This is a genomic window from Streptomyces sp. NPDC000878, assembly GCF_053599695.1.
On the sequence record NZ_JBSFMT010000056.1, the window covers coordinates 1 to 21,916 of the forward strand.

The window sequence follows — 21,916 nt, forward strand, 5'->3', positions numbered from 1 at the left end:
TGGAGTCATTTCTCACCTACAAAATCAGGTCCCCCAGGCGCCGGGTGGAGTCAGAACTGACCTACAAGTGGAGTCCACCGTCACCTACGAAGCCACTTGGTACTCCCCGCCGACGCGAGGGTGAACCGCGCAGGTCTCCCGCAAGCAGAGCGGCAAGCAGGTGCTCCTCGCCGACGCGGGGGTGAACCGCCGTTCTCGACGAGCACGCCCACCACCTCGCCGTACTCCCCGCCGACGCGGGGGTGAACCGGACACGTCTAGCGCGGGCTGCTACAACAACAAGTGGTCCTCGCCGACCTGGGGTGAACCGCCCGGCGAAGAAGGAAAGGCCGTGTAGCTCATGTGGTCTCCGCCGATGAGGGGGTGAACCGGCGTTCGGCATCGGGCTGAAGGGGATCGGCGTGTGGTCCCCGCCGACGCAGGGGTGAACCGGTGACCTCGGTCTCCGACAGGTCGCCGACGTCGTGCTCCCCGCCGACGCGGGGGTGAACCGCGGGCCGGACTCACCATCGAAGACGTAGCCAAGTGGTTCCCGCCGACCCGGGGGGAAACCGGTGGTCAGTCGGCGGCCGTCCTCGATGGTGTGGCCCCTGCCGACGCGGGGGTGAACCGTAGTTCGGACATCAATCAGTAGGCTCTAGGGAGTGGTCCCCGCCGACGCGGGGGTGAACCAGTGGAGGGACCCGCCGGATTTGCCTCGTTGGAGTCCTCCCCGCCGATGCGGGGGTGAACCGCACTGTCTCGTGCGCAGCAGGTCTTCGCCTCGGTGCTCCTCGCCGACGCGGGGGTGAACCGGTGGTCATGTCCTCTGCCCACCACGGGGCTCCGTGGTCCCCGCCGACGCGGGGGTGAACCAGCGGGACTGAGTAGCGTCCCCCGCACGGCTCCCGTGGTCCCCGCTGACGCGGGGGTGAACCGGCAGCAGTGATCCGGTCGAGGTTGCGTCGTGCGTTGTCCCCGCTGTCGCGGGGGTGAATCGAACATCCTCAGCGACGAACCGCGCCTCAAGACGTGGTCCCCGCCGACGCGGGGGTGAACCGACCATCAGCATTCAGCGGGCATGGAGGCGCCAGTGGTCCCTGCCCACGCGGGGGTGAACCGACGATCAAGTCCAAGTCCGCGGCCCCACAGCAGTGCTCTCTGCCGACGCGAGGGTGAACCGTCGAACTCGGGGGCGCGGGTGGCCACCCGTACGCGGTCCCCGCCGACGCGGGGGTGAATCGCCAGCCTCAGCCCATGACTGGAAGCGATCTGAGTGCTTCCCGCCGACGCGGGAGTGAACCGTACCGGGTCCGTCTCGCGGGTGCGCTCCGGGTGTGCTCCTCGCCGATGCGGGGGTGAACCGAGGCCACCCTCGGTCGTCACCCACCCGAGGCAGTGCTCCCCGCCGACGCGGGGGTGAGCCGGTGTCCTTCGAACTGGTCCAGCGTACGAGGACGTGGTCCCCTCCGACGCGGGGGTGAACCGTACTCGTACACCTGGAAAGGCAGGTAGTTGAGGTGATGCCCGCCGACGAGGGGGTGAACCGGCAGCAGTGATCCGGTCGAGGTCGCGTCGTGCGTTGTCCCCGCTGTTGCGGGGGTGAACCTCTCTTGCACACCGTGCCGTGAGGACCGGTCGGGTGTTCTCCGCCGATGCGGGAGTGAACCGTACCCGCAGAACGCGAAGGCAGCTTCTACCTGGTGGTCCCCGCCGCTGTGGGGGTGAACCGGCGCTCGCCGGACAGACGCCGCGAGAGATGACGTGCTCCCCGGCGACGCGTGGGTGAACCGGCGTACGCGTTCGTGCAGGCCGCCCTCGGAGAGTGCTCCCCGCCGACGCGGGGGTGAGCCGACGCAGGGCGAACTCGCGCTGTACCCGCCGGAGTGCTCCCCGCCGACGGGGGGTGAACCGATCACCAATTGGCCGACCCTGAGACATGGCTCGTGCTCCCCGCAGATGCGGGGGTGAACCGGTGGGTCCCCCGGTCATCTCAGGGTCACCTGGTGCTCCCTGCCGACGCAGGGGCGAGCAGCGTTCGCGCGCCGCCAACTTGCCAGACACCTGGTCCCCGCCGACGCGAGGGTGGCTCGGAGTGGCTGGTCCTCGCTGTGACATTGCGGCCGTGATCCTTGCCGACGCGGGGGTGAACCACCCATGGGCAGGTTCGCCATGATGCTGGCGGTGTGGTCCCTGCCGACGCAGGGGTGAGCCGTCCTTGCTGTACGGGAGCGGGTAGACCCCGTAGTGTTCCCCGCCGACCCGGGGTGACCCGGCGATCCTCGTGTTCCTGGACGCGGTCAGCTTGTGCTGCCCGCTGACGGTGGGGATGAACCGTCGTCGGGTAGCAGCTGGACGCGCACCAGTCCGTGGTCCCCGTGTAGGCGGACGGACCTCAGGTCCCGCAGAAGTAGGTAGCGGCGCCACGGTTCACGCCCTCAATGGTGGGACGGACCCCTGCGGTCGATCGGCGGTGCGTCATGAGAAGCCGTTGTCTTTCCGGATGTGGTCGTTGAGTTTCCGCTGATCAGGCATGGTGTGGGCATTGCTGCGGGAGAGTTCGGGCGTCTGGTTCGGTCTCGGTGATGCGGAGTTGAGCGTGACGTCGGTGATGACGCTGGTGGAGGAGCGCGAAGCGGCTGCCCGGGTGCGGGCGGAGGAGCTTCGGGTGGAGGCGGAGCGGGTTCTTGCCGAACTCGCCGAGGCGGAGGCGTTGTTGGAGCGTCGCGTGATCGCCACGGCCGAGCTCGCCGAGACCTTGGCCGGCCGCGACGCGATGCTGGAGGAAGGGGCCGCCCCGGTGGTCGAGGCGACGGCTGCGGCGATGGCCCCGGTCGCGGGGTCGGTCGTTCCGCGCTGGTATGCGGGGGCGACGGTTTTGGCGCTGTCGGCGGACTACCGGCGGATTGTGGAGCTGGTGGAGGCCGAGCCGGGCGCCGGTGAGGGCATCTCGGCGAAGGAGTTGGCCGGGCGGCTGGGGCTTGCGGCGGTGCCGGCGAAGACCGAGGGAGCGCGTTCGAAGGCGAGGCGGCTGGCCGAGCGGGGCTGGGTGACCGCGTTGCCGTCGGGCCGGTTCACGCCGCGCGAGCCCACCGTGCCTGCCCGGGCCGGGGCCGAGATGCCGTCCGGGCGAGGCGGCGGCTCATGAGCATGGCCATCGAGAAGCAGACGAACGTCTCGCTGGAGGCGGGCAGCGTCTCGAAGTCCCGCACCAGACGCCGCGATCGCATCAGCCACCCCAGAGTCCGCTCCACGCACCACCGTCTGGGCAGCACCACAAAGCCGCTCATGTCGTCACTGCGCTTGACGATCTCCAGGGTGAGCTGGAGTTTCTCCCTGGCCCAGGTGACCAGGCGGCCGGAGTAGCCGCCGTCCGTCCAGATGAGGGTGATCTTGCGGAACTTCGCCCGGAGCCGGGGCAGCATCACGCGGGCGGCCTGGCGGTCGGTGACGTCGGCGGCGGTCACCAGGACCATCAGCAGCAGCCCGATGCTGTCCGTGATGACGTGCCGGCCCCTGCCGTTGATCTTCTTGCCGCCGTCATAGCCGCGTGAGGCAGCGGGCACCGACGCCGCACCCTTGACCGACTGCGAGTCGATGATCGCCGCGGTCGGTTCCACGTTTCGCCCTTCGGCCCGACGGACCCGTCCGCGCAGGCGGTCGTGGAACTCGCGGGCCAGTCCCTTGTCGCGCCACCTGCGAAAGAACGCATACACCCGGTCCCACGCCGGAAAGTCGGCGGGCATCGCCCTCCACTTGACCGCGTTGTCCGTGACATAACGGACCGCGTCCAACATCTGCCGGTGGCAGTAGCCCTCCGGCTGTCCGCCCCGCCCTTCGAGCCAGGCTGGGACCGGCATCGCGTCGCGCACCACCTGCCACTCGGCGTCCGTCATATCGGAGGGGTACTGCCGCATCCGGTCGGGGCGGTCGGCCGCGTTCCCGAACCGGTGAGCGAGGCAATCGCACGCCGACACGCGCGAGTTGGACGGGAACAACGTCGTCACGCAAGACTGGGACAACAGGGCCTCCTGGTGCACGAGTTGGCTTCGCAACCCTCGTGCTGCGCCGGAGGCCCTGCTTTCATGCGCCCGCGCGGCCAAGATCACCCGACCAGGGAACCCGTTCGATCAGGACCGTCCTCATGATCGATAGGAATACGGCTTCTCAGATAGGGAGTTGTGTGGGTCGGTTCATTGCCTTGCTGAGGAATGCGGAGCGCAAGGGGAGCGCGGACGCCTGTGGACGGTGCAACACGGAGTGCGAACAGTGGGACCGTGACACGTACTCTGATCTGGGAAAACGGGATCTGGTACGACCACGGAGCACAACCCGCCACGATCTCTAATCGGGCTCACAATGCGTAGGTCCCGCTACCTTCCGGCGGGTGAGGGAGCAGGCCCCGGGGTGGATCGCGCTCCATGGATTCCAGGGACCATCCCCGCCCTTGCGGGTATCCACCATGAACGCCAGTCGGCGAGAGAGCCAGAGATACTCCCCGCACTCGCGGGGGATAGTTCCTCGACGGGTTTGACGTCGGCATCGGGCGGTATGTCTTCAATCGGTCCGGGATCGGCCGAGACTCTGCGAGCCAACGACAGCAGTTGGTTGGGGCAGATGGTGATCGCAGTAGTCGGCGCTGAGTCGAGGGACGAGCGGAGTTGAGGCTCGTCTAACAACTATTTTGGCAGCTACATGTCCGAGGGTTCTTCGATGCCTCGAACGATACCGCGCAGTTCCTTCTCCACCTCGTAGCGGTTGAGGCGCTTGGAGCGTGCGAATTGAGTGACTGCGGCCTGTACCTTGCACGCCGCTTCGAACCACATCCGCCGCTGCCGTTCGCGTTCTTCGTTGCCGTTCAGCTGCTGCAGCTTTCGGTGCTCGTTGTTGGCGACCTGTTGGAGCTCGATTAGTGAGTCAAGGAGTCTTGCTCCGCCGTCTAATCCGGGCTGCTGGAAACGCTCCGCTTCTGAAGGTGCGGTTGAGCGGAATGCGCGATCGCTCCCAGCTTCGATGGCTGGCGCCGCGGGTTGGGCGGGCAGTAGCGAGAGCGGCACAGCATCCTGGTCGGCTTGCGATGTCGACTGACTCTGCGGATTCGCCGAGAGATCGGGGCGGCAGGTAGGCCGGTTGCGGCTGGCTCTGGTCGGAGTGATGTCGTCTTCCCTGGCCGGGGGAAGCTGGGTGGCGTCGCTGAGCAGATCGTTGTAGCGCTCCTGATCTGCGTTGGTGACCCAGAAGCGGTGGAGCTTGGTGGCGGTGCGGAACTGGATCGGCACGATTGTGCCGGCGGCGGTCTGGCGGACCAGGTCGTCGAAGAGGACGTCCTTGGGCGTCGGTGTGGCGTGGGCTTCGCCGCAGCGGCGTACGCCATGGGGGCAGGGGTGGACGGCGTGGACATCACAGCGCCAGAAGTCCAGTTTGCGGAAGCCGGAGATGACGCGGAGGTCGCCGGTCTTGGCGATGACGTAGGCGGGGAGGTTGTTGCTGCGGGTCCAGTGGGTGTCGTGTCGCTGGGCGTAGTCGGAGCGGTCGGTGTGCCAGGCGGGAGTGATCCCGTTTTTCTCTGCCTTGGCTGCGCGGGCGCGGACACCGCGAAGTCCATCGCTGCCAACTGAGGAGAGTTGGACTTCCCAGCCTATGCGGCGTCCGTCGGCGCCTTCGACGAGAGTGTCGGTCTGTATCCAGCTACGACCCACGCGGGTGCGCACTTCGCTGTCGCTGTGGAAGCCGCCATCTTCAGCGGCGCGCAGGATCCGCTCCTGGTAGGCCTTGTGCTCATCACTCATCGGAACGGTGTGGCGGGCTTCGTCTTCACGCCTCTCGTGAACTGCTTCGCGGCGCCCGTTGGCGCGCAAACGCAGGTGCATCCATGCTTCCACGCCTGCGTCCCGGCATACGCCTCCACACTGCAGGTCCCGCTGGTTCACGGGTACGCTTCGTTGCCCGTAGTACCGGTCTGTTCGGTAGATCGTCTCCCACAGTTCAGGAAGTTCCGGATGATCGAGGTCGTCAATGGTCAGGTCGAGCAAGATCTGGAACTTCGTGTGCCAGACGATGTTGGCCACTCAATACCACCTTTTCTTTGTGAAAGACCGTCAGAACTACGGTAGCGACGACCACTGACAACAGGGCATGGAGCAGACTCGGCGCTGGTCGTAAACTGGCCACCCACCAGGCTGGGTATCTGTGGGGTCGCGTATTCGGCTTCCCTGCCAGTGTCTTGGGTGATTGCTGGGGCGCGGTTACTACAGCCCTGGAACCAACTCGATGTCAGTGGCCAGGCTTCGGTGGGAGTGCTCGCTCAAGGAAGTCGAGTCGTGCCTGGCGAGGCAGCCGGCTGTCCAAGCCGAGGGCTGTGCGGATGGAATCGGCGCTGACGTCACGTGGAATGTCCAGTCGACGCTCGGCATCGCCGATGACCTCGCCAATGACGTGGTGAGCGGCTTGAGGATGGTGCCCGATAAGCCAGTCCAACGTCTTCGTGACGGGTGTTGCGATGCCGTAGAAGGACGAATCCTTACTCCCGGTGGCCTTATCCAGTTCCTGGCCGTAGGCGAACTCGTCGAGGATGGCGTGCCGGATGGTGGCGGCCAGGTCGTAGGGATTGATGATGCTGTCGGTGTCGGCGGCGACGCTCCAGGCGAGCTCGTCGGCGACCTCCTGAACTGCGGCTTCGTTGCGGTGGCGCATGGCCCAACGCTTGCGCCAGTCGGGCCGCTCCCACAGGACGCCGAAGAACCGGCGAGCCAATCGCTGACGCAATTCAGCGCTACCCACGGGTAGACCGGTGTCGTCACTGGAGCTGAGTGTGGCAGCGGCGCTCTCGGGCGAACGGTGGCGTTGCTCAGCCCAGTCCTGGGCCACCGGGCGCGCCCAGAGATTACGGCCGTTCACAGTGGCCTGAGGTGGAGGGACGTCACTTTCGCCGCGGGAGATGTACGCGCGCAGAGTGGACGCGGCGATGCCGCCGATCTCGGCCATCTCCGGCACGCCGATGAGCTGATCCGCAGCGAGTTCGGGCGCGGACACGCGCACTACGCACCGGGACAGCGGCAGAGCGTCGTGGGGGCGGCGTGAGGCCCACAAGGCCAGATGGTCGTTCCACTGATCGGGGAGAGGGGCGTCGAAATCGAGGTTGGCCACCTTCAGGATGCGCCCTCCGGCGGGATGGGCGTTGTCGTCCAAGAGGTCTTCGGCAGTGATGGTGGTGGCGGCTTTGACCGGGCGCTGGTCGAAGCGCTCGCTGGCGGCGTCCCAGACCTGTTCGGGCCGATACCAGCTGGTTCCGTCCCACCAGTAACCGCCCTGGCGGAACAGGAGCTGCGGCCCCCACCAATTGCTGTGCCAGGGAGAGGCGTCCTTGTCACGGACTACGAGGACCGTGCGGCCATGCTCGGGATGATGGCGGACGACCCAGGCCAGGTCATGGCGGATCGGATCGGTGGTGAAGGCCAGCCACGCACCGTCCGCGGTTCGGTCCCTGTCCCAGCGGCCCCAAGTGCCGCCCTCTTCATGGCGGCCGATGGCCTCGACAGCGGCAGGATCTTCGATGGGGATGTGTGTGTCGTCCACCATTGGCAGACCGGGTACGGGGTGGTCGGTGTGCAGGCCGTTCCCGACTGGCTGAAGGCGATGCATAGTGCTGTACCCCTTGGATCGAGAGTGCTGTAGATGCTTACAGCACTCTCGATCCCCTAGGTACAGCAGTTTGAAACGTCGGAGGCAAAAATTTCGCGCGGGCCCTTGATCGGAGGCGTCATGGCCGTCGGTCTGACCGTCGTGAGAAAGGTGATGGCGTCGTCGATGGCGCGGAAGCTGGCGGTCCCGAGTGGACGCGTGCCGCGCTCGGGCGAGGCGGCACGGAACACGAACGGGCAGGAAGCGACTCGGGAACACGCTGCCCAGACACCTTGGAAGTCATCGCCGATCCAGGGACAAGCTGGGGACTTTTCAGGGACTTTCTGTCGCGTAAGCAGGGAAGGCCCTGACAGCGCTGAAAGATAAGAACGCGCTGGTCAGGGTCTACTTCCTCAGCATTCGATGATGTTGACCGCGAGGCCCCCGCGCGCCGTCTCCTTGTACTTGACGTACATGTCGACGTCTGAGGCCAGCAGCCTGCTGAGGTGGCGCATTCTGTAGCGAATGAGGGCTTGTTGCCAGACAGGATGGCAAAGTCTCGGGGCTACATGGCTTGCCGTGCTGGCTCACGCTGGTTGTGGGGCGCAGCTGGGCGTGCGGGGTGGGAAGCATTGCTCAGGGCGTGTGCGGACGCTGCGCGCGACGTCGGCACTGGCTGCAATGAATTGCGCAGCTTGCCCGGTGCCACGGGGCAGGATGCACCACGTGCTCCGCTTGTGGAGACCTCATAACTGCGGTTGCGGTCAGCGTGATTCTGGAGGGGGTGAGGGATCTCGCTCGCCGTAGGGGGAGTAGTCCGCCGACGGCTCCCGGTGCGCGTACGAGGGAGCGGAGGTGAATGTGGCGCGAGAGGGGCGAGCTGAGCCCTCCCCGGAGACCTGACCACCTGTCAGTGAAGTCAGCATTGGGTCAGCATCAGTCCGAGCAAAGCTGACTACGGCTGGCGAAACCTGCACTTCGGGGTGGAGCGGCACGAGGGGTGCGAAGGTGATTTGCTCATGCGGTCTGAGTGAACCGGGCGGGGTTGGTTTCGCCGCGCCCGGTGATACGGCTGGCGTGTTGAAAGGGGCCAGTTCAGCGCACTCGACCTCGCGGCTTCAGGGGTGTTGGCGGCAACTCGGGAGCCGGTAGAGGAGCTCCCTCATAACCCTTTACTTCCCCAAACCGCGACCCGCTCGTCCAGTCCTCGCGAGCCTGTTTGATATCGTCCTGAGTGCGCCCGATGAAGTTCCACCACATGATCAGCTCCTCCTCGAACGGCTCGCCCCCGAGGAGCATGACGCTCGCGTCGGACGCGGCCCGCAGCGGGAGTTCGGTCCGGCCGCAGCCGAGGTAGAGCATCGAGCCTGGCAGCACCGGCACCCCGTCGACGTGCACCTCGCCGGACATCGCCAGCACCCCGTACTCGAAGTCGGGCACGAGCGGCAGGCGTACGTCCGCGCCGTCCGCGAGCGTCAGGTCGGCGCCGACGATCGGGGTGTACGTCGTGCCGGGCGAGGCCGCGCCGTCGAGGGCGCCGAGGATCACCGTCGCCGTGACGCCGGGTGCCGTGACCGAGGGCAGGCCGGCGTGGTGTTCGAAGTGCGGGTCGGTGTGGCGGTGGTCGTCCGGGAGGGCGACCCACAGCTGCGCGCCGTGCAGGAAACGCGCGTGGGACTTGGGGCTCTCCTCGGAGTGGCTGATCGCCCGGCCCGAGGTCATGAGGCCCAGTTCGCGCGGCCGGATCGTCTGGAGGCTGCCGGTCGAGTCGCGGTGCAGCACCTCGCCCTCGTGTAGCCAGCTCACCGTCTGCAGGCCCATGTGCGGATGCGGCGGCACCTGCATACCGGGCTCGTCGGCGATGTCGTCCGGCCCGTAGTGGTCGACGAAGGCCCACGCGCCGATCATGCGCCGGCCGAGGTTGGGCAGCAGGCGGCGTACCTCGGTGCCTTCCCCGAGCTTGACGCGCCGGGGGCTCAGCAGTTCACGTACGGGTTCGGCGACGACGAATCCACGCCCGCCACAGACGCTGGGTACGGGCGCGCGGTCAAGGTTGCTCATGGCGCACAACCTAGTGGGGGATCGGGCCTGCCCTCCCTCGCGGAGGCGAGAAAGTCGGAAGGCTTGGTCCCACTTTGGCGTCATCGTTCGTATAGTGAAGAACAATTCACTACGGCGTGAGAGGTCTTTCGATGAGCGCAGCCGAGTTTCCCGAGGTCAGCACGGTGGCGGGCACGGTCCGTGGGCGTCGTGAAGGAGGCCTCTCGGTGTTCCGCGGGATTCCGTTCGCGCAGCCGCCGGTCGGGGAGCTGCGCTTCGCGGCGCCACGGCCTGCCGAGCGCTGGGACGGGGTGCGGGAGGCGTTCGCGTTCGGGCCTCCGCCGCCGCAGGAGATGATGGGCCCCGAGGTCTCGCCCGCCGGGGACGACTGGCTGACCGTCAACGTCTGGACGCCCGACGCGGACCCGGCGGCACGCAGGCCGGTGCTGGTGTGGATCTACGGCGGCGCCTACAAGTTCGGCTCCGCCGACGACCCGAACTACGACGGCGGCCGTCTCTCCCGTGAGGGCGAGACCGTCGTGGTCACCCTCAACTACCGGGTCGGCATCGAGGGGTTCGCCCGGATCGAGGGCGCCCCGGCCAACCGGGGGCTGCTCGACCAGGTCGCAGCCCTGGAGTGGGTGCGCGAGAACGTGACCGCGTTCGGCGGCGACCCCGACCAGGTCACCGTCTTCGGGGAGTCGGCCGGCGCCGGGTCCATCGCCGCGCTGCTCACCATGGAGCGGGCGCGCGGACTGTTCCGGCGGGCGATCCTGCAGAGCGTGCCCGGCACGTACTTCTCGGACGCGCTCGCCGGGGACATCGCCGAGGCGCTCGCCGGTGAACTCGGGCTGCGCCCGACCGTGGACGACCTGTCCGGCGTGGACCCGCGCAAGCTGCCCGAGGCCGGGGCCACCCTCAGCGCCCGGATGCGCGAGTACGTGCCGAGGTGGGGCGCGGTCGCCCTCACTCCGACCCCGTTCTCGCCGGTCGTCGACGGCGAGGTCCTGACGACCACCCCGTTCGAGGCCCTGGCGGGCGGCGCCGCGCGGGACGTGGAGCTGATCCTCGGGCACACCCGGGACGAGTACCGCCTCTTCCTCCTGCTCGGCGGGCTGCTCGGCCGCGTGGACGACCAGCTGGCGGCGACCGTCCTGAGCCTGTTCGGCCCCGGTCCCGACGCCGAACAGGCCTACCGCGCCGCGTTCCCGGACGCCTCGGCGGAGCACCTGTTCGAACTCGTGCAGTCCGACTGGCTCTTCCGGATGCCCGTGATCCACCTCGCGGAGGCACAGGTGACCGCGGGCGGCCGGGCCCACGTCTACGAGCTGACCTGGGCCGCTCCCGCGAACGGCGGTGTCCTGGGCGCCTGTCACGGCCTGGACGTGCCCCTGACCTTCGGCGTCGGCGGCGATGTCACCGGCGGCCTCGGCGGCATGCTGATGGGGCCCGTGCCCCTGCCCGAGGCCGAGGCGCTCTCCGCCCGCATCCGCTCCGCCTGGACCTCCTTCGCCGCCACGGGCGACCCGGGCTGGCCCGCGTACGACACCGAACGGCGCCTCGTCCAGCTCCTCGACACCGAACCGGCCGTCGCCGCCTACCCGGAGGAGGCCTCCCGGCGCCTGTGGCAGCGGCACACGTTCGGCGCGCTGCCCCTGACGGCGGAGTGACGGACCGGCGGTTCCAAAGGGGGCGCTACCGGGCGGCCAGCAGGCGCAGCATCCGGTCGGAGACCGGCGCGGGCAGGGCACGCAGCGTGCGGACCAACGCCGTTGTCTGCCAGGGGAAACAAGCCTGCGCCGGTTCCCGCTCCAGGGCGCGTACGACGTACCGGGCCGCGCGCTCCTGGCTGACCTGGAAGGGCTTGGGCAGGCCGTCCCCGTCGACCCGGTCCGTGCCCACGAAGCCCGGGTGGATCGAGGTGAACCGGATGCGCCTGGGCGCCAGTTCGACGCGCGCGGTGTCGAGGAGGGTGCGCACGGCTGCCTTCGCCGCCGAGTACGGGCCCTGGCGGGGGATGCCCATCAGCCCGGCGAGGGAGTTGGTGTGGGCGATCAGACCTCCGTCGGGCTGCTCGCCCAACTGCCGGATCAGCGGGACCAGATAGTTGACGACGACGTCGTAGTTCAACGCCATGATCCGTGCGACGTCGGCCGTGCCGACCTGGTCCATGGACATGTCCGGTCCCTGGCCCGCGTTGAGCAGCGCGATGTCGACGGAGCCGAACTCCGCGACGGCGGCGGCCACGACCCCGGCCGCCGCCTCCGGGTCCAGGGCGTCGGCGGCGAGGTCCAGGCAGGCGCTGCCGGCCGCCCGTACCTCCTGGGCCACGGCGGCCAGTTCGGGGGCGCGGCGGGCCGTGAGGACGAGCCGGTTGCCCGCCGGGGCGAGCTGCCGGGCCACGGCCGCCCCGATTCCGGAGGAGGCGCCGACGATCAGGACCGTCCGGCCGGTGATGGTCGTCGCGGTCACAGGAAGTGGCGGCCCTCGCCGCGATAGGTGGGCACGGTGTCGACCACCGCGCCGTCGCTGACCAGGTGCAGATCGCCGATCCGCTCGCACAGCTCACCGGCCTTGGCGTGCCGCAGCCACACCCGGTCCCCGATGTCCAGGACGCTCGCGGCCTTGCCCACCAGCGGGGTCTGTACCTCGCCGAAGGACTCGGTGGCGGTGACCCGCAGCCCCGGAGGCCAGGCCAGCGTGGGCAGCCGGTCCTTGCCGAGCGGCCCGGACGCGATCCAGCCACCGCCCAGGAGCGTCGCCACCGAGGAGGAGGGACGGCGTACGACGGGCAGTACGAAGTAGGCCGCCGGGACGGGGCGGAAGGCGCGGTAGAAGTCGAACAGGCCGGGACCGTACAGGCCGGAGCCCGCCGCGAGTTCGGTGACGGAGTCCTCGCGGGTCGTGGTCTCCAGGCTGCCCGTACCGCCGCCGTTGACGAACCGCAGCGGTGTCACGGCCCGTACGGCCGCGACCGCGGCTTCCCTGCGGTGGCTCAGCTCCTCCACGGAGGAACGCTGCATCGCCCGTACGACGGCCCGCTTGAGCGCGTTGCCGGGCACGTTGTCGCCCAGACCGGCGACCTGACCCTCGTACCCCATGATCCCGGTCAGCTCGAAGCCCGGCCGGGACACGACCTCGCGGGCGAACGCCGCCGCCTCCTGCGGGGTGTGTACCGGGGACCGGCGCGGCCCCAGGTGGAGACGGCCGCCCGCCAGGCGCAGGGCCGCGTCCAGTTCCAGGCAGACCTGGATGCGGGTCTCGCGGGGGCCGGTCGCCGCGTCGATCAGGTCAAGGTGCTCGACGCAGTCCACCATCAGGGTGATGCGGGACGCGAGCCGTTCGTCGGCGGCCAGCCGGCGCAGAGCCGTGCGGTCGGCGGTGGGGTAGCCGACGACGATGTCGTCGAACTCCTCGGCCAGCCACAGGGCTTCGGGCAGGGTGAAGCCGAGGATGCCGGCGAATCCCGGGCGGTCCAGGGCCCGCCGCATGAGGGCGCGGGAGCGCAGCGACTTGCTGGCCAGCCGGATCGGCTTGCCGCCCGCCCGGCGTTCCAGATCGAGGGCGTTGGCGTCGAAGGCGTCCAGGTCGATGACGCCGAAGGGCGGTTCGAGGCCGGCGGTCGCCGCCCGCAGCGAGTCGAAATGGCTCTCGGTCGCGGGAGCCGAACCGGCTCTGGGCGCAGTGGTGTTGAGGGTCATCGGTCGGTGTCTCCTTGCTCGGATGCTGCTGTCGGGGCCGGGACGAGACCCGTGCTGCGGCGCTGGGCCATGGCCACCACCTTGGGGATCACGAAGCGCATCAGCCGGGGGAACACACCGGCGGCCCGCTGCACGCGTCCACCGATGGCGGGGTGGACGACTTCGACCGGCTTCTTCTCGATGGCGTCGACGATCACCGAGGCGACCTTCTCGGGGGTGAGCGGCTTCTCGGCGAAGGTGATCACCGCGCTGGGGTCGGCCATCTCCTGCTCCAGCATGGGAGTTCGAGTGCCGGGCGGATGGACGATGCTGAAGGTCACGGGCCCGTCCCGTTCCTCGATGGCCACGCTGTGGTGGAAGGCACGCAGCCCGTGCTTGGTCGCACCGTAGGTGGTGTAGCCGGGCAGCGGCAGGAACGACGTCATGCTGCACACGGTGACGATGTGCCCGTGGCCCTGGGCGCGCATCCGGGCCAGGGCGGCCAGCGTGCCGGTGATCGGACCGAGCAGGTTCACCTCCACCATGTGGCGGTGCCGGTCCGGCGGCAACTGGCGTGCGTAGCCGGTGTGGATGATCCCCGCGTTGTTGACCAGGACGTCCGCCGGGCCGAGTTGATCCGCCACGGCGTCCAACGTCGCCTCCCACGCGGCCTCGTCACGGATGTCCAGCTCGAACGCGCGGGCGCCGGGCCCGAGTTGACCGGCGATCCGGCTCGCTCCGGCCAGGTCGATGTCGGCGAGGGCGACCCGGTGCCCCCGGCGCACTGCCTCGCGCGCGGTCGCCGCACCGATGCCGCTCGCCGCGCCGGTGACCAGGACGACACTCACTGCGGACTCCCGCCATGAGCGACGGCAAGGGCGGGCGGGGCGCCGTCCGTTCGAGGTGCGTGCATGGGAACTCCCGGGAAACGAGGACGAGTTGGCGGGGGGTGCGGTCAGGACGGCAAGGTGTACGCCTCCAGCCGGGACCCGCCCAGCCCCGCCGCGCGCTGCGGGTCGTCGGTCGGTGTGGTGGCCGCGTACAGGGTGGTGCCGTCGGGTCCGGCGACCAGGCAGCTCAGGGTGCGCTGGCTGGTGGCGACCCGGTCGAGGATCTTGCCGCCCGGTCCGACCCGGACACACTCGCCGCGCAGCGCGTTGGCGACCCACGCCGTGCCGTCCCGGCCCGGTGCGATGCCGTCCGGAGCGATGGGAGTCGCGGAGCGGTCGGCGATCGCCGGGTGGTCCAGAAGGGCGGAGACCCGCCGGGTGATCCGGCCCAGTACCCCGGGGTGGTTGAGGGACGTCCACAGGGCGGACGGGATCAGGGGAGCCCAGGGGCACGGCGGGCCCAGCCGGCCGTCGGGCAGTACGGGGAGCGCGGTGAGGCGCATCGCGAGGGTCTCGGCGACCAGGAGGGTGGGTCCGGCGCCCGCGGGCTGTCCGTCGTCCGCGCCCTGCTCCTCGTCGAGGAGGAACATGCCGTTCGGGAACACCAACGGCTCGCTCAGGCCGAGGAGTTCACCCTTGGGGGAGAGGCAGGCGAGGGGTGTCCTGGGCGGTCCGGGTGGGGCATAGAGCATCGAGTTGGGCTGCTTGCGGACGAAGCCGTGGTAGTCGAAGCCGAAGTTGCCGACGTAGGCGCGACCCCGCCGGTCGACGAACATGTCGTTGACGGGACCCCCGGCGATGCCCTTCAGATCGGCGTGCACGACAAGCGAGCCGTCCGGCTCCCGCCGGTACACACAGCGCCCGTCCATGGAGACGACCAGCATCCGCCCGTCGGGCAGCCAGCCCAGGCCGCCCGCCCGGCCGGGAACCTCCGCCACCGTCTCCGGCTCTCCCCGGGTGTCCCAGCGGTGCACCGTCCCGTGGGCGAGGTCGCAGAACCACAGGGCGCCGTCGTGCCAGCGCAAGGACTCCAGGACGCCGTAGCCGTCCAGGACGACTGTGGCCCTCGCTCGCACCCTGCCTCCTGAGGCTGTTCGTGTCGGCGTTCGGTTCCCGCTACGGTGGCCCAAACGAGAGAAGTAAGTCAAGCGTCCTGGACAACTGACTTACTTCTCGAAGCCCGGTTGGCTATCCTGACGGGCGAACCAACAGGTGAGACCCGTGCGGAGAGGAGAACGCGTGCCCCGCATGGCGGCGAGCGACCGGAGAGCGGAGCTCCTGGAGGCGGCGATCCGGGTCATGGCGCGCGACGGCGTCGCCAAGGCGACCACCCGCGCGGTGGTCACCGAGGCGGGCATGACCCTCGGAGCCTTCCACTACTGCTTCGAGTCCAGGGCCCAGTTGCTCGAACTCGTCACGGAGACCCTCACCGAGCGGTACGTCGCCGAGGTCCGCGGTCTGTTCGCCCCGCACAAGGACATCCGCGACAGCGTCCTCGACAGCCTGCACGCGTTCTGGAAGGGCTTCGAGGCCAACCCCGGCGAGCACCAGATCAGTTACGAGCTGACGCAGTACGCGCTGCGCAACTCCGGCTTCGAGGACGTAGCCGGGAAGCAGTACGAGATCTTCCTGCGCGCCTTCGCCTCCCTGCTCGAACTGGCCGCCGACAACGCGGGGATCGAGTGGACGGAGCCCGTGCCGGTGCTCGCGCGGTACGTCCTGTCGGTGATCGACGGCCTCAACATGATCTGGCTCGTCGACCGCAACACCGACGACAGCCGGGCCGCGCTGGAGATGCTCGCCGATCACCTTCTCCTGCACGCCCGGCCACGAGCCGCCTGAGCGTGCACTGTCCGACCTGAGGGAAAGGGTGCCCGCATGGCGTTCGCCGACTACCAGAACGAGATCTATCTGAACGGGCTGGGCGGTGTCCTGCCCACGTTCCCCATGGAGTTCGCCGAGCTGGAGGAGCGGGCCCGGGCCGCGCTCCCGCCCTCCGTCTGGTCCTACGTCGCCGGGGGCGCCGGGGACGAGCGCACCCAGCGGGCCAACGTCGAGGCATTCGCCCGCTGGGGTCTGATCCCGCGCATGCTCGTCGGCGCAGCCCAACGGGACCTGACCATCGAGCTGTTCGGGACGACACTCCCGTCGCCGGTGTTCCTCGCCCCGATCGGTGTCATCGGCCTGTGCGCCCAGGACGGACACGGCGACCTGGCCACGGCCCGCGCCGCCGCCCGTACCGGAGTGCCGATGGTCGCCTCCACGCTCTCCGTCGACCCGCTGGAGGACGTGGCGGCCGAACTCGGCGACACCCCCGGCTTCTTCCAGCTCTACACCCCGACCGACCGGAGCATCGCCGAGAGCCTCGTCCACCGTGCCGAGCGGGCCGGGTACCGGGGCATCGTCGTCACCCTCGACACCTGGATCACCGGCTGGCGCCCCCGAGACCTCGCGACGGCCAACTTCCCCCAGCTGCGCGGCCACTGCCTCGCCAACTACACGAGCGACCCGGCGTTCCGGGCCGCGCTCGGCCGACCGCCCGAGGAGGATCCGCAGGCCGCGATCCTCCACTGGACCCAGATCTTCGGCAACCCGCTCACCTGGGACGACCTGGACTGGCTGCGCTCGCTGACCGACCTCCCCCTGATCCTCAAGGGCATCTGCCACCCCGAGGACGCGCGCCGCGCCCGCGACGCGGGAGTGGACGCCCTCTACTGCTCCACCCACGGCGGTCGACAGGCCAACGGCGGCCTCCCCGCCCTGGCCGCCCTGCCCGGCGTCGTCGAGGCGGCGGGGGAGCTGCCGGTCCTCTTCGACTCCGGCGTCCGCGGTGGCGCCGACATCGTCAAGGCCCTCGCCCTGGGCGCGACAGCGGTCGGCATCGGCCGCCCGTACGCCTACGGCTGCGCCCTCGGCGGCACGGACGGCATCGTCCACGTCCTGCGGGCCCTGCTCGCCGAGGCGGACCTGATCATGGCTGTGGACGGCTATCCGTCCCTCAAGGACCTTGTGCCCGAGGCACTCCAGGCCGTCTGACCGCCTGGCCGTCCGGCCCTCTGAACGTCTGGCGCTCTGAACGTCCGACCGTCCGGTCTCCCCGTTCAACCGATCGGTTGAACGGAGATTCAATCTGCCGCCGTCCACCTCACTCCGTACAGCCGACGCGAAGCCCCTCTCGCTCGCGTGAGGATCGAACCCAAGAGCCTTCCAGCAGAACCCCCCATCAGAGAGGCCCGCAGAGTGTCCAGCTTCCTCAGCAGACGACGTGTACTCGCCACCGGAGCCGGAGCGGCCCTCGGCGTCGGCGCGCTCGGCGCCACCGGGACCCCCGCCGCCGCGGCCTCGCCCGCCGCGTCCCGCTCGGCCACGGGCGCCGAGGAGACCCGGACGCTCGACGAGCTGTACCAGGCCGCGCTCGCCGAGGGCGGCAAGCTCGTCATCTACGCGGGCGGTGACATCGACGGCCAGGGCAACGGAATCCGGGCCGGCTTCGCCGCCCGCTTCCCGGAGATCGACCTCAAGGTCGTCGTGGACTACAGCAAGTACCACGACGTCCGCGTCGACAACCAGTTCGCGACCGACACCCTCGTCCCGGACGTCGTCCAGCTCCAGACCCTCCAGGACTTCACCCGCTGGAACGAGCAGGGCCGTCTGCTGCACTACAAGCCGGCGGGCTTCTCCAAGGTGTACGACGGCCTCAAGGACCGGCACGGCGCCTGGACCGCCATCGCGGTGATCGGCTTCAGCTACTCGTACAACGTCGCCGCGGTCGGCGCCGACGTCCCGAAGTCCCCGCTCGACCTGATCGACCCGAAGTGGAAGGGGCAGATCGCGTCGTCCTACCCGCACGACGACGACGCCGTCCTCTACCTCTTCAAGCTGTACGTCGACCACTACGGCTGGGACTGGGCGGCCAGGTTCGCCGCCCAGGACGTCCGGTTCGCCCGTGGCAGCCACACGCCAGGGCTGGCCGTCTCCGGCGGGCAGAAGGCGCTCGGCGTCGGCGGCTCGGGCTCGCTCGTGGCGCCGTCCACGGCGGCGTCGCGGTGGGCCGTCGCCGAGGGGCACCCGTTCATGTCCTGGGGCCAGCGGGCGGCGATCCTCAAGGAGGGCAGGAACACGACGGCTGCCAAGCTGTACCTGAACTGGCAGCTGTCTGTCGCCCAGCAGCAGAACGCGTTCAACGGTTGGTCGGTGCGGACGGATGTCAGTCCCGCGGGTGGGTTGAAGCCGATCTGGACGTACCCGAACGCGAATCTTGACGGGTTCCCCCGCTTCATGGCCGACCGGGCGGGGATCGAGCGGTGGAAGCAGACGTTCGCGTTGTACTTCGGTGAGGTGAAGGGCGATCCGACGCCCGGTTGGCTGGGGCTGCACCCCGGGGCGTAGGCGGTTCTTCGGCCGCGGGCCGGTGGGGGCTTGTCGCGCAGTTTCCCGCGCCCCTAAAAGCGGTCGGTTGCGCACATGTCGCCAGTCCCACCCGGCTCCTCACACGGGGCATACAGGCGGTCGATAGGATCGGGGTTCTGTTCGATTAGAACCGTCCGGTCAAGGGGATCTGCCGTGCTCGAGCGTGTTCGCGTCCGTACACCGCTTTCGGTTCGCGGGAGTCGGCCCACGTTGGAGCATGTGTCGCATCTGGCGTTCTTCGTCATCGTCGCGTCCGCGCTTCTGGAACTCGCCCGGCTGAACAGCTCGCTGTGCTGGTACATCGCGACCGCCAGCGGGCTGCTCGCGCTCACCTACGCGGGCGGACTCGTCCTGTGGGAGCGGCTCGGGGCGGTCGGACGGGCCGCCTGGATTCCGCTGCTGCTTCTGCTGTGGGGGGCGCTCCTCTTTCTCGTCCCGGACGTGCTGACCTCCGCCTATGTGTGGTGTGCCCTGCCGCTGGCCTGTGCGGCGCAGCGGGTGCTCGGACGCCGGTTCGCGATGGTCGCGCTCGCCGTGATCACCCTCGTCCTCGTCACGGCACTGGTCGAGGCCAGCGGCCGGTTCGTCCCGGACATCGTGCTGGTGCCCGTGGCGGCCGTCTGGGGCACCGTCGCCCTCTACCGTGCCCAGCAGCGGGACGCCGAGGTGCGCCGGCGTCTCGTCGAGGAACTGCGCGGCACGCGTGACCTCGTCGCCCGGCAGCAGCGCCGGGCGGGTGTGCTCGCCGAGCGGACGCGGATCGCCCGTGATCTGCACGACACCCTCGCCCAGGAACTCGCCGGCGGGCTGATGCTGCTCCAGGCCGCCGAGCGCGACTGGGACGACCGCCCCGACGTGGCCCGCACGCGCGTCCGCGCGGTCGCCGACGGCCTGGGCACCAACCTCACCGAGACCCGCCGGATGATCCGGGACCTCACCCCGTCCGCCGTCGCCGAGACGGGCCTCGAAGGCGCGCTGCGCGTCCTGTGCGCCCGCTCCCAGGCCGACGGGACCGCCGCCCAGGTACGGTTCCGGGCGGTCGGCGACCCCCAGCCCGTCCTCGACGAACACGCCGCCACCACCCTGTTCCGCGTCGCACAGAGCACGCTGGCCAACGTCCGCGAACACGCCCACGCGGTGAACGTGCAGGTCACCCTCAGTCGTCGGCCGGACCAGGTGGACCTCGAAGTCAGCGACGACGGCGTCGGCTTCGACCCGGCCGAGGTCTTCGCCCGCACCTCGCAGGGCCCGGGCCGCGGCTTCGGACTGCCCGCGGCCAGGGCCCGGCTGCGCGAGTACGGCGGTGACCTCGACGTCCGCGGCGAGCCCGGCCGGGGCACCCGGATCCGGGCCACGGTCTCCGCGCGGCCCCGGCCGCAACCCGCTGCCGCGCCCGTCGTGTCCGTCCCCACGGCGACCGCCGGATGACCGCGGACCCGCCCGGCGCGACCGAGCCGCTGCGCGTCCTGATCGCGGACGACCACGCCGTCGTACGGGCAGGCCTGCGCGCGCTCCTTGAGGGCGAGCTGGACATCGAGGTGATCGCCGAGGCCGGCAGTGGTGAGGAGGCTGTCGAGCTGGTCGCCCGGATGCTTCCCGATGTCGCGCTGATGGACCTCCGGTTCGGGAGTTCGGGGGGCGGGATCGACGGGATCGAGGCGATCCGCCGGCTCGCCGCCGAGGCGCCCGGCGTGGCGGTGGTGATGCTGACCAGCTATGCCGGACGGGCCGATGTCGTACGGGCGTTGGAGGCGGGCGCCCGGGGCTATGTCCTCAAGGCGGGGCTGCCCGAGGAACTGTTCCGCGCGGTGCGCGGGGCCGCCGTCGGGGCGTTGGGGCTGGCACCGGAGGTCGTCGGGGAACTCGTCGGCCAAGTGGTCAGCCCGGAGCACGAGTTGAGCGGGCGCGAGATCGAGGTCGTACGGCTGATGGCCGAGGGACACAGCAACAGGGCCATCGCCCAGGCGCTGTTCCTCAGCGAGGCCACGGTCAAGACGCATCTCGTGCGCGTCTACCGCAAGCTCAAGGTCGACAACCGGGCGGCGGCGGTGTCGGAGGCCGTGCGCAGGGGAGTGCTCGAACTCACCTGACCTGGACGGGGAGTTGGAGAGGTGTCGGGAGCGGGCGCCGCCTCGGTGTCAGCCCCGGGCGGTGAGCCAGTCCTCGTCCGCCCAGGTCGCGGTTTTCGGGATGTGTGATCCGTAGTCCTGGAACTCGTCCATGCGGGCGCGGACGCTCGCGTGCACCCGGGCGTGCGGGGGCAGCCGACGGCGCCGGTAGGTCAGCAGGGCCCAGATCCAGCCCATCCGGTGCACCTTGCCCAGCGCGTACTTGGAGTCGAGCGTCAGCTCGCGCCCGTATGTGCCCGGCTTCAGCAGGAGGCCCTCGCCGTCGGGTCCCAACGCACCGTCCACGACCCACTTGAGCGCGATGCCGGCAAGCTGGTGGTCGTCCTCGAAGGTGCCGCCGACGTCCGAGTGGACTCCCGCGAACCACACCTGCTCGACCCCCTCCGGAAGCGCCGGCTTCTCGCCCGGCGTGACCAGGTACTCGCGGTAGGGCGTGCGCTTCTCGTCGATGGAGACGGCGTGCCGGACCCGGTCGGCGTTCGGGAGCTGCCGGGTGTGCGGCCAGCGCAGGTTCCAGCGCAGGACGCCCGCCGCCTTCACGGAGTCCCAGATGCCCAGATACTCGACCGGGACGCCCGTCCTGCCCTCCACCTGGATGCTGAACGTGCCCGCGAAATGGTGGAGTTGGGCCCAGTCGTCGGCGGTGAGGTTCTTGTTCCTGGCGTAGACCGACACGGCGTACGGGACGAGGTTCTCCATCCCCGGCCGCAGCAGGCCGAGCGCCTTGAGCATCCCCGTGAGCGCCCGGGCCGTGTACGCGCCCCGGCTGAAGCCGAACACATAGATGTGGTCGCCCGGTTCGTAGTGCCGCATCAGATACGTGTACGCCTCCGCGAGGTTGACCCTGAGCCCGGAACCGAAAGCGAGCCCGAAGAGTTTCGACACCCTGCGGCCCAAGGCCGTCCAGGCGCCCGCAGCGGAGAACGTGCCGACACCGGGGTCGTAGTACGCGATCTGCCGGGCGGGATCGGAGAGGTCCAGCATCTCGTAGAGCCGCACGACGTTGGTGTTGCCCTTCGCTCTGAGCTGGTTGCCCGTGCCGTCCAGACAGATGACGAGGTTCTTGGCCATGGCGGGCCTCACGTTCACTGACGTATGCCAGGACATACCCGGTTTTACAAAATATAGTAGGAGAAATGCTGCCTTTGGGCATGCTCGGGAGCCGTGG

The 21,916-nt window shown here is 69.6% G+C and carries 16 protein-coding genes; 7 read left to right on the top strand and 9 right to left on the bottom strand.

The genetic code is table 11. The features are described from left to right. The first annotated feature begins 2,512 nt into the window (after positions 1-2,512). Positions 2,513-3,127 carry a hypothetical protein gene (locus ACWDR4_RS35425; RefSeq protein ID WP_450414539.1) on the top strand — a complete coding sequence of 205 codons (615 nt, stop codon included), beginning with the start codon at positions 2,513-2,515 and terminating at the stop codon, positions 3,125-3,127. On the opposite strand, the gene ACWDR4_RS35430 is transcribed toward ACWDR4_RS35425, so the two are convergent. The 4 genes from ACWDR4_RS35430 to ACWDR4_RS35445 form a co-directional block, all read right to left on the bottom strand. Next, on the bottom strand, positions 3,054-3,875 hold the full coding sequence (locus tag ACWDR4_RS35430) for an IS5 family transposase (RefSeq protein WP_450414541.1): 822 nt from the start codon (positions 3,873-3,875) through the stop codon (positions 3,054-3,056). The two genes, ACWDR4_RS35425 and ACWDR4_RS35430, sit on opposite strands and share 74 nt — an antisense overlap. Before the next feature lie 795 nt (positions 3,876-4,670). Continuing rightward, entirely contained in the window at positions 4,671-6,047 is a 1,377-nt protein-coding gene (locus tag ACWDR4_RS35435) for a hypothetical protein (RefSeq protein WP_450414543.1), read from the bottom strand. Between the two features lie 205 nt (positions 6,048-6,252). After that, on the bottom strand, positions 6,253-7,557 hold the full coding sequence (locus ACWDR4_RS35440) for a hypothetical protein (protein WP_450414544.1): 1,305 nt from the start codon (positions 7,555-7,557) through the stop codon (positions 6,253-6,255). A gap of 1,137 nt (positions 7,558-8,694) precedes the next feature. Next, positions 8,695-9,660, bottom strand: a complete 966-nt coding sequence (locus tag ACWDR4_RS35445) for a pirin family protein (protein ID WP_450414546.1) — start codon at positions 9,658-9,660, stop codon at positions 8,695-8,697. Positions 9,661-9,791: 131 nt separating this feature from the next. Here ACWDR4_RS35445 and ACWDR4_RS35450 point away from each other — a divergent pair, with 131 nt between their 5' ends. After that, positions 9,792-11,309 carry a carboxylesterase/lipase family protein gene (locus ACWDR4_RS35450; protein WP_450414547.1) on the top strand — a complete coding sequence of 506 codons (1,518 nt, stop codon included), beginning with the start codon at positions 9,792-9,794 and terminating at the stop codon, positions 11,307-11,309. Positions 11,310-11,334: 25 nt separating this feature from the next. Here ACWDR4_RS35450 and ACWDR4_RS35455 read toward each other — a convergent pair whose 3' ends face one another. The 4 genes from ACWDR4_RS35455 to ACWDR4_RS35470 all read right to left on the bottom strand — a co-directional run bounded on the left by ACWDR4_RS35455 (position 11,335) and on the right by ACWDR4_RS35470 (position 15,285). Continuing rightward, positions 11,335-12,111 (bottom strand): SDR family NAD(P)-dependent oxidoreductase, encoded by a 777-nt coding sequence (locus tag ACWDR4_RS35455; RefSeq protein ID WP_450414548.1) that lies wholly within the window; start codon positions 12,109-12,111, stop codon positions 11,335-11,337. Further along, positions 12,108-13,340 carry an amino acid deaminase/aldolase gene (locus ACWDR4_RS35460; RefSeq protein WP_450414549.1) on the bottom strand — a complete coding sequence of 411 codons (1,233 nt, stop codon included), beginning with the start codon at positions 13,338-13,340 and terminating at the stop codon, positions 12,108-12,110. The genes ACWDR4_RS35455 and ACWDR4_RS35460 overlap by 4 nt, the downstream gene beginning before the upstream one ends. After that, on the bottom strand, positions 13,337-14,167 hold the full coding sequence (locus ACWDR4_RS35465; RefSeq protein WP_450414550.1) for an SDR family NAD(P)-dependent oxidoreductase: 831 nt from the start codon (positions 14,165-14,167) through the stop codon (positions 13,337-13,339). Before ACWDR4_RS35465 ends, ACWDR4_RS35460 begins: the two co-directional genes overlap by 4 nt. 107 nt (positions 14,168-14,274) lie before the next feature. After that, a complete protein-coding gene (locus ACWDR4_RS35470; protein ID WP_450414551.1) occupies positions 14,275-15,285 on the bottom strand; it encodes an SMP-30/gluconolactonase/LRE family protein in 1,011 nt (336 codons plus the stop codon). Between the two features lie 172 nt (positions 15,286-15,457). Here ACWDR4_RS35470 and ACWDR4_RS35475 point away from each other — a divergent pair, with 172 nt between their 5' ends. From ACWDR4_RS35475 to ACWDR4_RS35495, 5 genes are all read left to right on the top strand, one after another. Next, the gene (locus ACWDR4_RS35475; protein ID WP_450414630.1) at positions 15,458-16,051 is read left to right on the top strand and encodes a TetR/AcrR family transcriptional regulator; all 594 of its coding nucleotides are present in this window, start codon (positions 15,458-15,460) and stop codon (positions 16,049-16,051) included. 36 nt (positions 16,052-16,087) lie between these two features. After that, on the top strand, positions 16,088-17,245 hold the full coding sequence (locus ACWDR4_RS35480) for a lactate 2-monooxygenase (RefSeq protein ID WP_450414553.1): 1,158 nt from the start codon (positions 16,088-16,090) through the stop codon (positions 17,243-17,245). A gap of 204 nt (positions 17,246-17,449) precedes the next feature. After that, positions 17,450-18,598, top strand: a complete 1,149-nt coding sequence (locus tag ACWDR4_RS35485; protein ID WP_450414554.1) for an ABC transporter substrate-binding protein — start codon at positions 17,450-17,452, stop codon at positions 18,596-18,598. 231 nt (positions 18,599-18,829) lie between these two features. Then, a complete protein-coding gene (locus ACWDR4_RS35490) occupies positions 18,830-20,047 on the top strand; it encodes a sensor histidine kinase (RefSeq protein WP_450414555.1) in 1,218 nt (405 codons plus the stop codon). Next, a complete protein-coding gene (locus tag ACWDR4_RS35495) occupies positions 20,044-20,709 on the top strand; it encodes a response regulator (RefSeq protein WP_450414556.1) in 666 nt (221 codons plus the stop codon). Before ACWDR4_RS35490 ends, ACWDR4_RS35495 begins: the two co-directional genes overlap by 4 nt. A gap of 48 nt (positions 20,710-20,757) precedes the next feature. Here the strand turns inward: ACWDR4_RS35495 and ACWDR4_RS35500 are convergent, their stop codons facing one another. Further along, entirely contained in the window at positions 20,758-21,819 is a 1,062-nt protein-coding gene (locus ACWDR4_RS35500; protein WP_450414558.1) for a DUF2235 domain-containing protein, read from the bottom strand. Positions 21,820-21,916: the final 97 nt, after the last annotated feature.

What these genes read in the sequence shown, in the direction of transcription:
- ACWDR4_RS35425 (WP_450414539.1), top strand. Translation starts at nt 2,513, where the DNA reads ATGGTGTGGGCATTGCTGCGGGAGAGTTCGGGCGTCTGGTTCGGTCTC.
- ACWDR4_RS35430 (WP_450414541.1), bottom strand. Translation starts at nt 3,875, where the DNA reads ATGACGGACGCCGAGTGGCAGGTGGTGCGCGACGCGATGCCGGTCCCA.
- ACWDR4_RS35440 (WP_450414544.1), bottom strand. Translation starts at nt 7,557, where the DNA reads ATGGTGGACGACACACACATCCCCATCGAAGATCCTGCCGCTGTCGAG.
- ACWDR4_RS35445 (WP_450414546.1), bottom strand. Translation starts at nt 9,660, where the DNA reads ATGAGCAACCTTGACCGCGCGCCCGTACCCAGCGTCTGTGGCGGGCGT.
- ACWDR4_RS35450 (WP_450414547.1), top strand. Translation starts at nt 9,792, where the DNA reads ATGAGCGCAGCCGAGTTTCCCGAGGTCAGCACGGTGGCGGGCACGGTC.
- ACWDR4_RS35460 (WP_450414549.1), bottom strand. Translation starts at nt 13,340, where the DNA reads ATGACCCTCAACACCACTGCGCCCAGAGCCGGTTCGGCTCCCGCGACC.
- ACWDR4_RS35475 (WP_450414630.1), top strand. Translation starts at nt 15,458, where the DNA reads ATGGCGGCGAGCGACCGGAGAGCGGAGCTCCTGGAGGCGGCGATCCGG.
- ACWDR4_RS35480 (WP_450414553.1), top strand. Translation starts at nt 16,088, where the DNA reads ATGGCGTTCGCCGACTACCAGAACGAGATCTATCTGAACGGGCTGGGC.
- ACWDR4_RS35495 (WP_450414556.1), top strand. Translation starts at nt 20,044, where the DNA reads ATGACCGCGGACCCGCCCGGCGCGACCGAGCCGCTGCGCGTCCTGATC.
- ACWDR4_RS35500 (WP_450414558.1), bottom strand. Translation starts at nt 21,819, where the DNA reads ATGGCCAAGAACCTCGTCATCTGTCTGGACGGCACGGGCAACCAGCTC.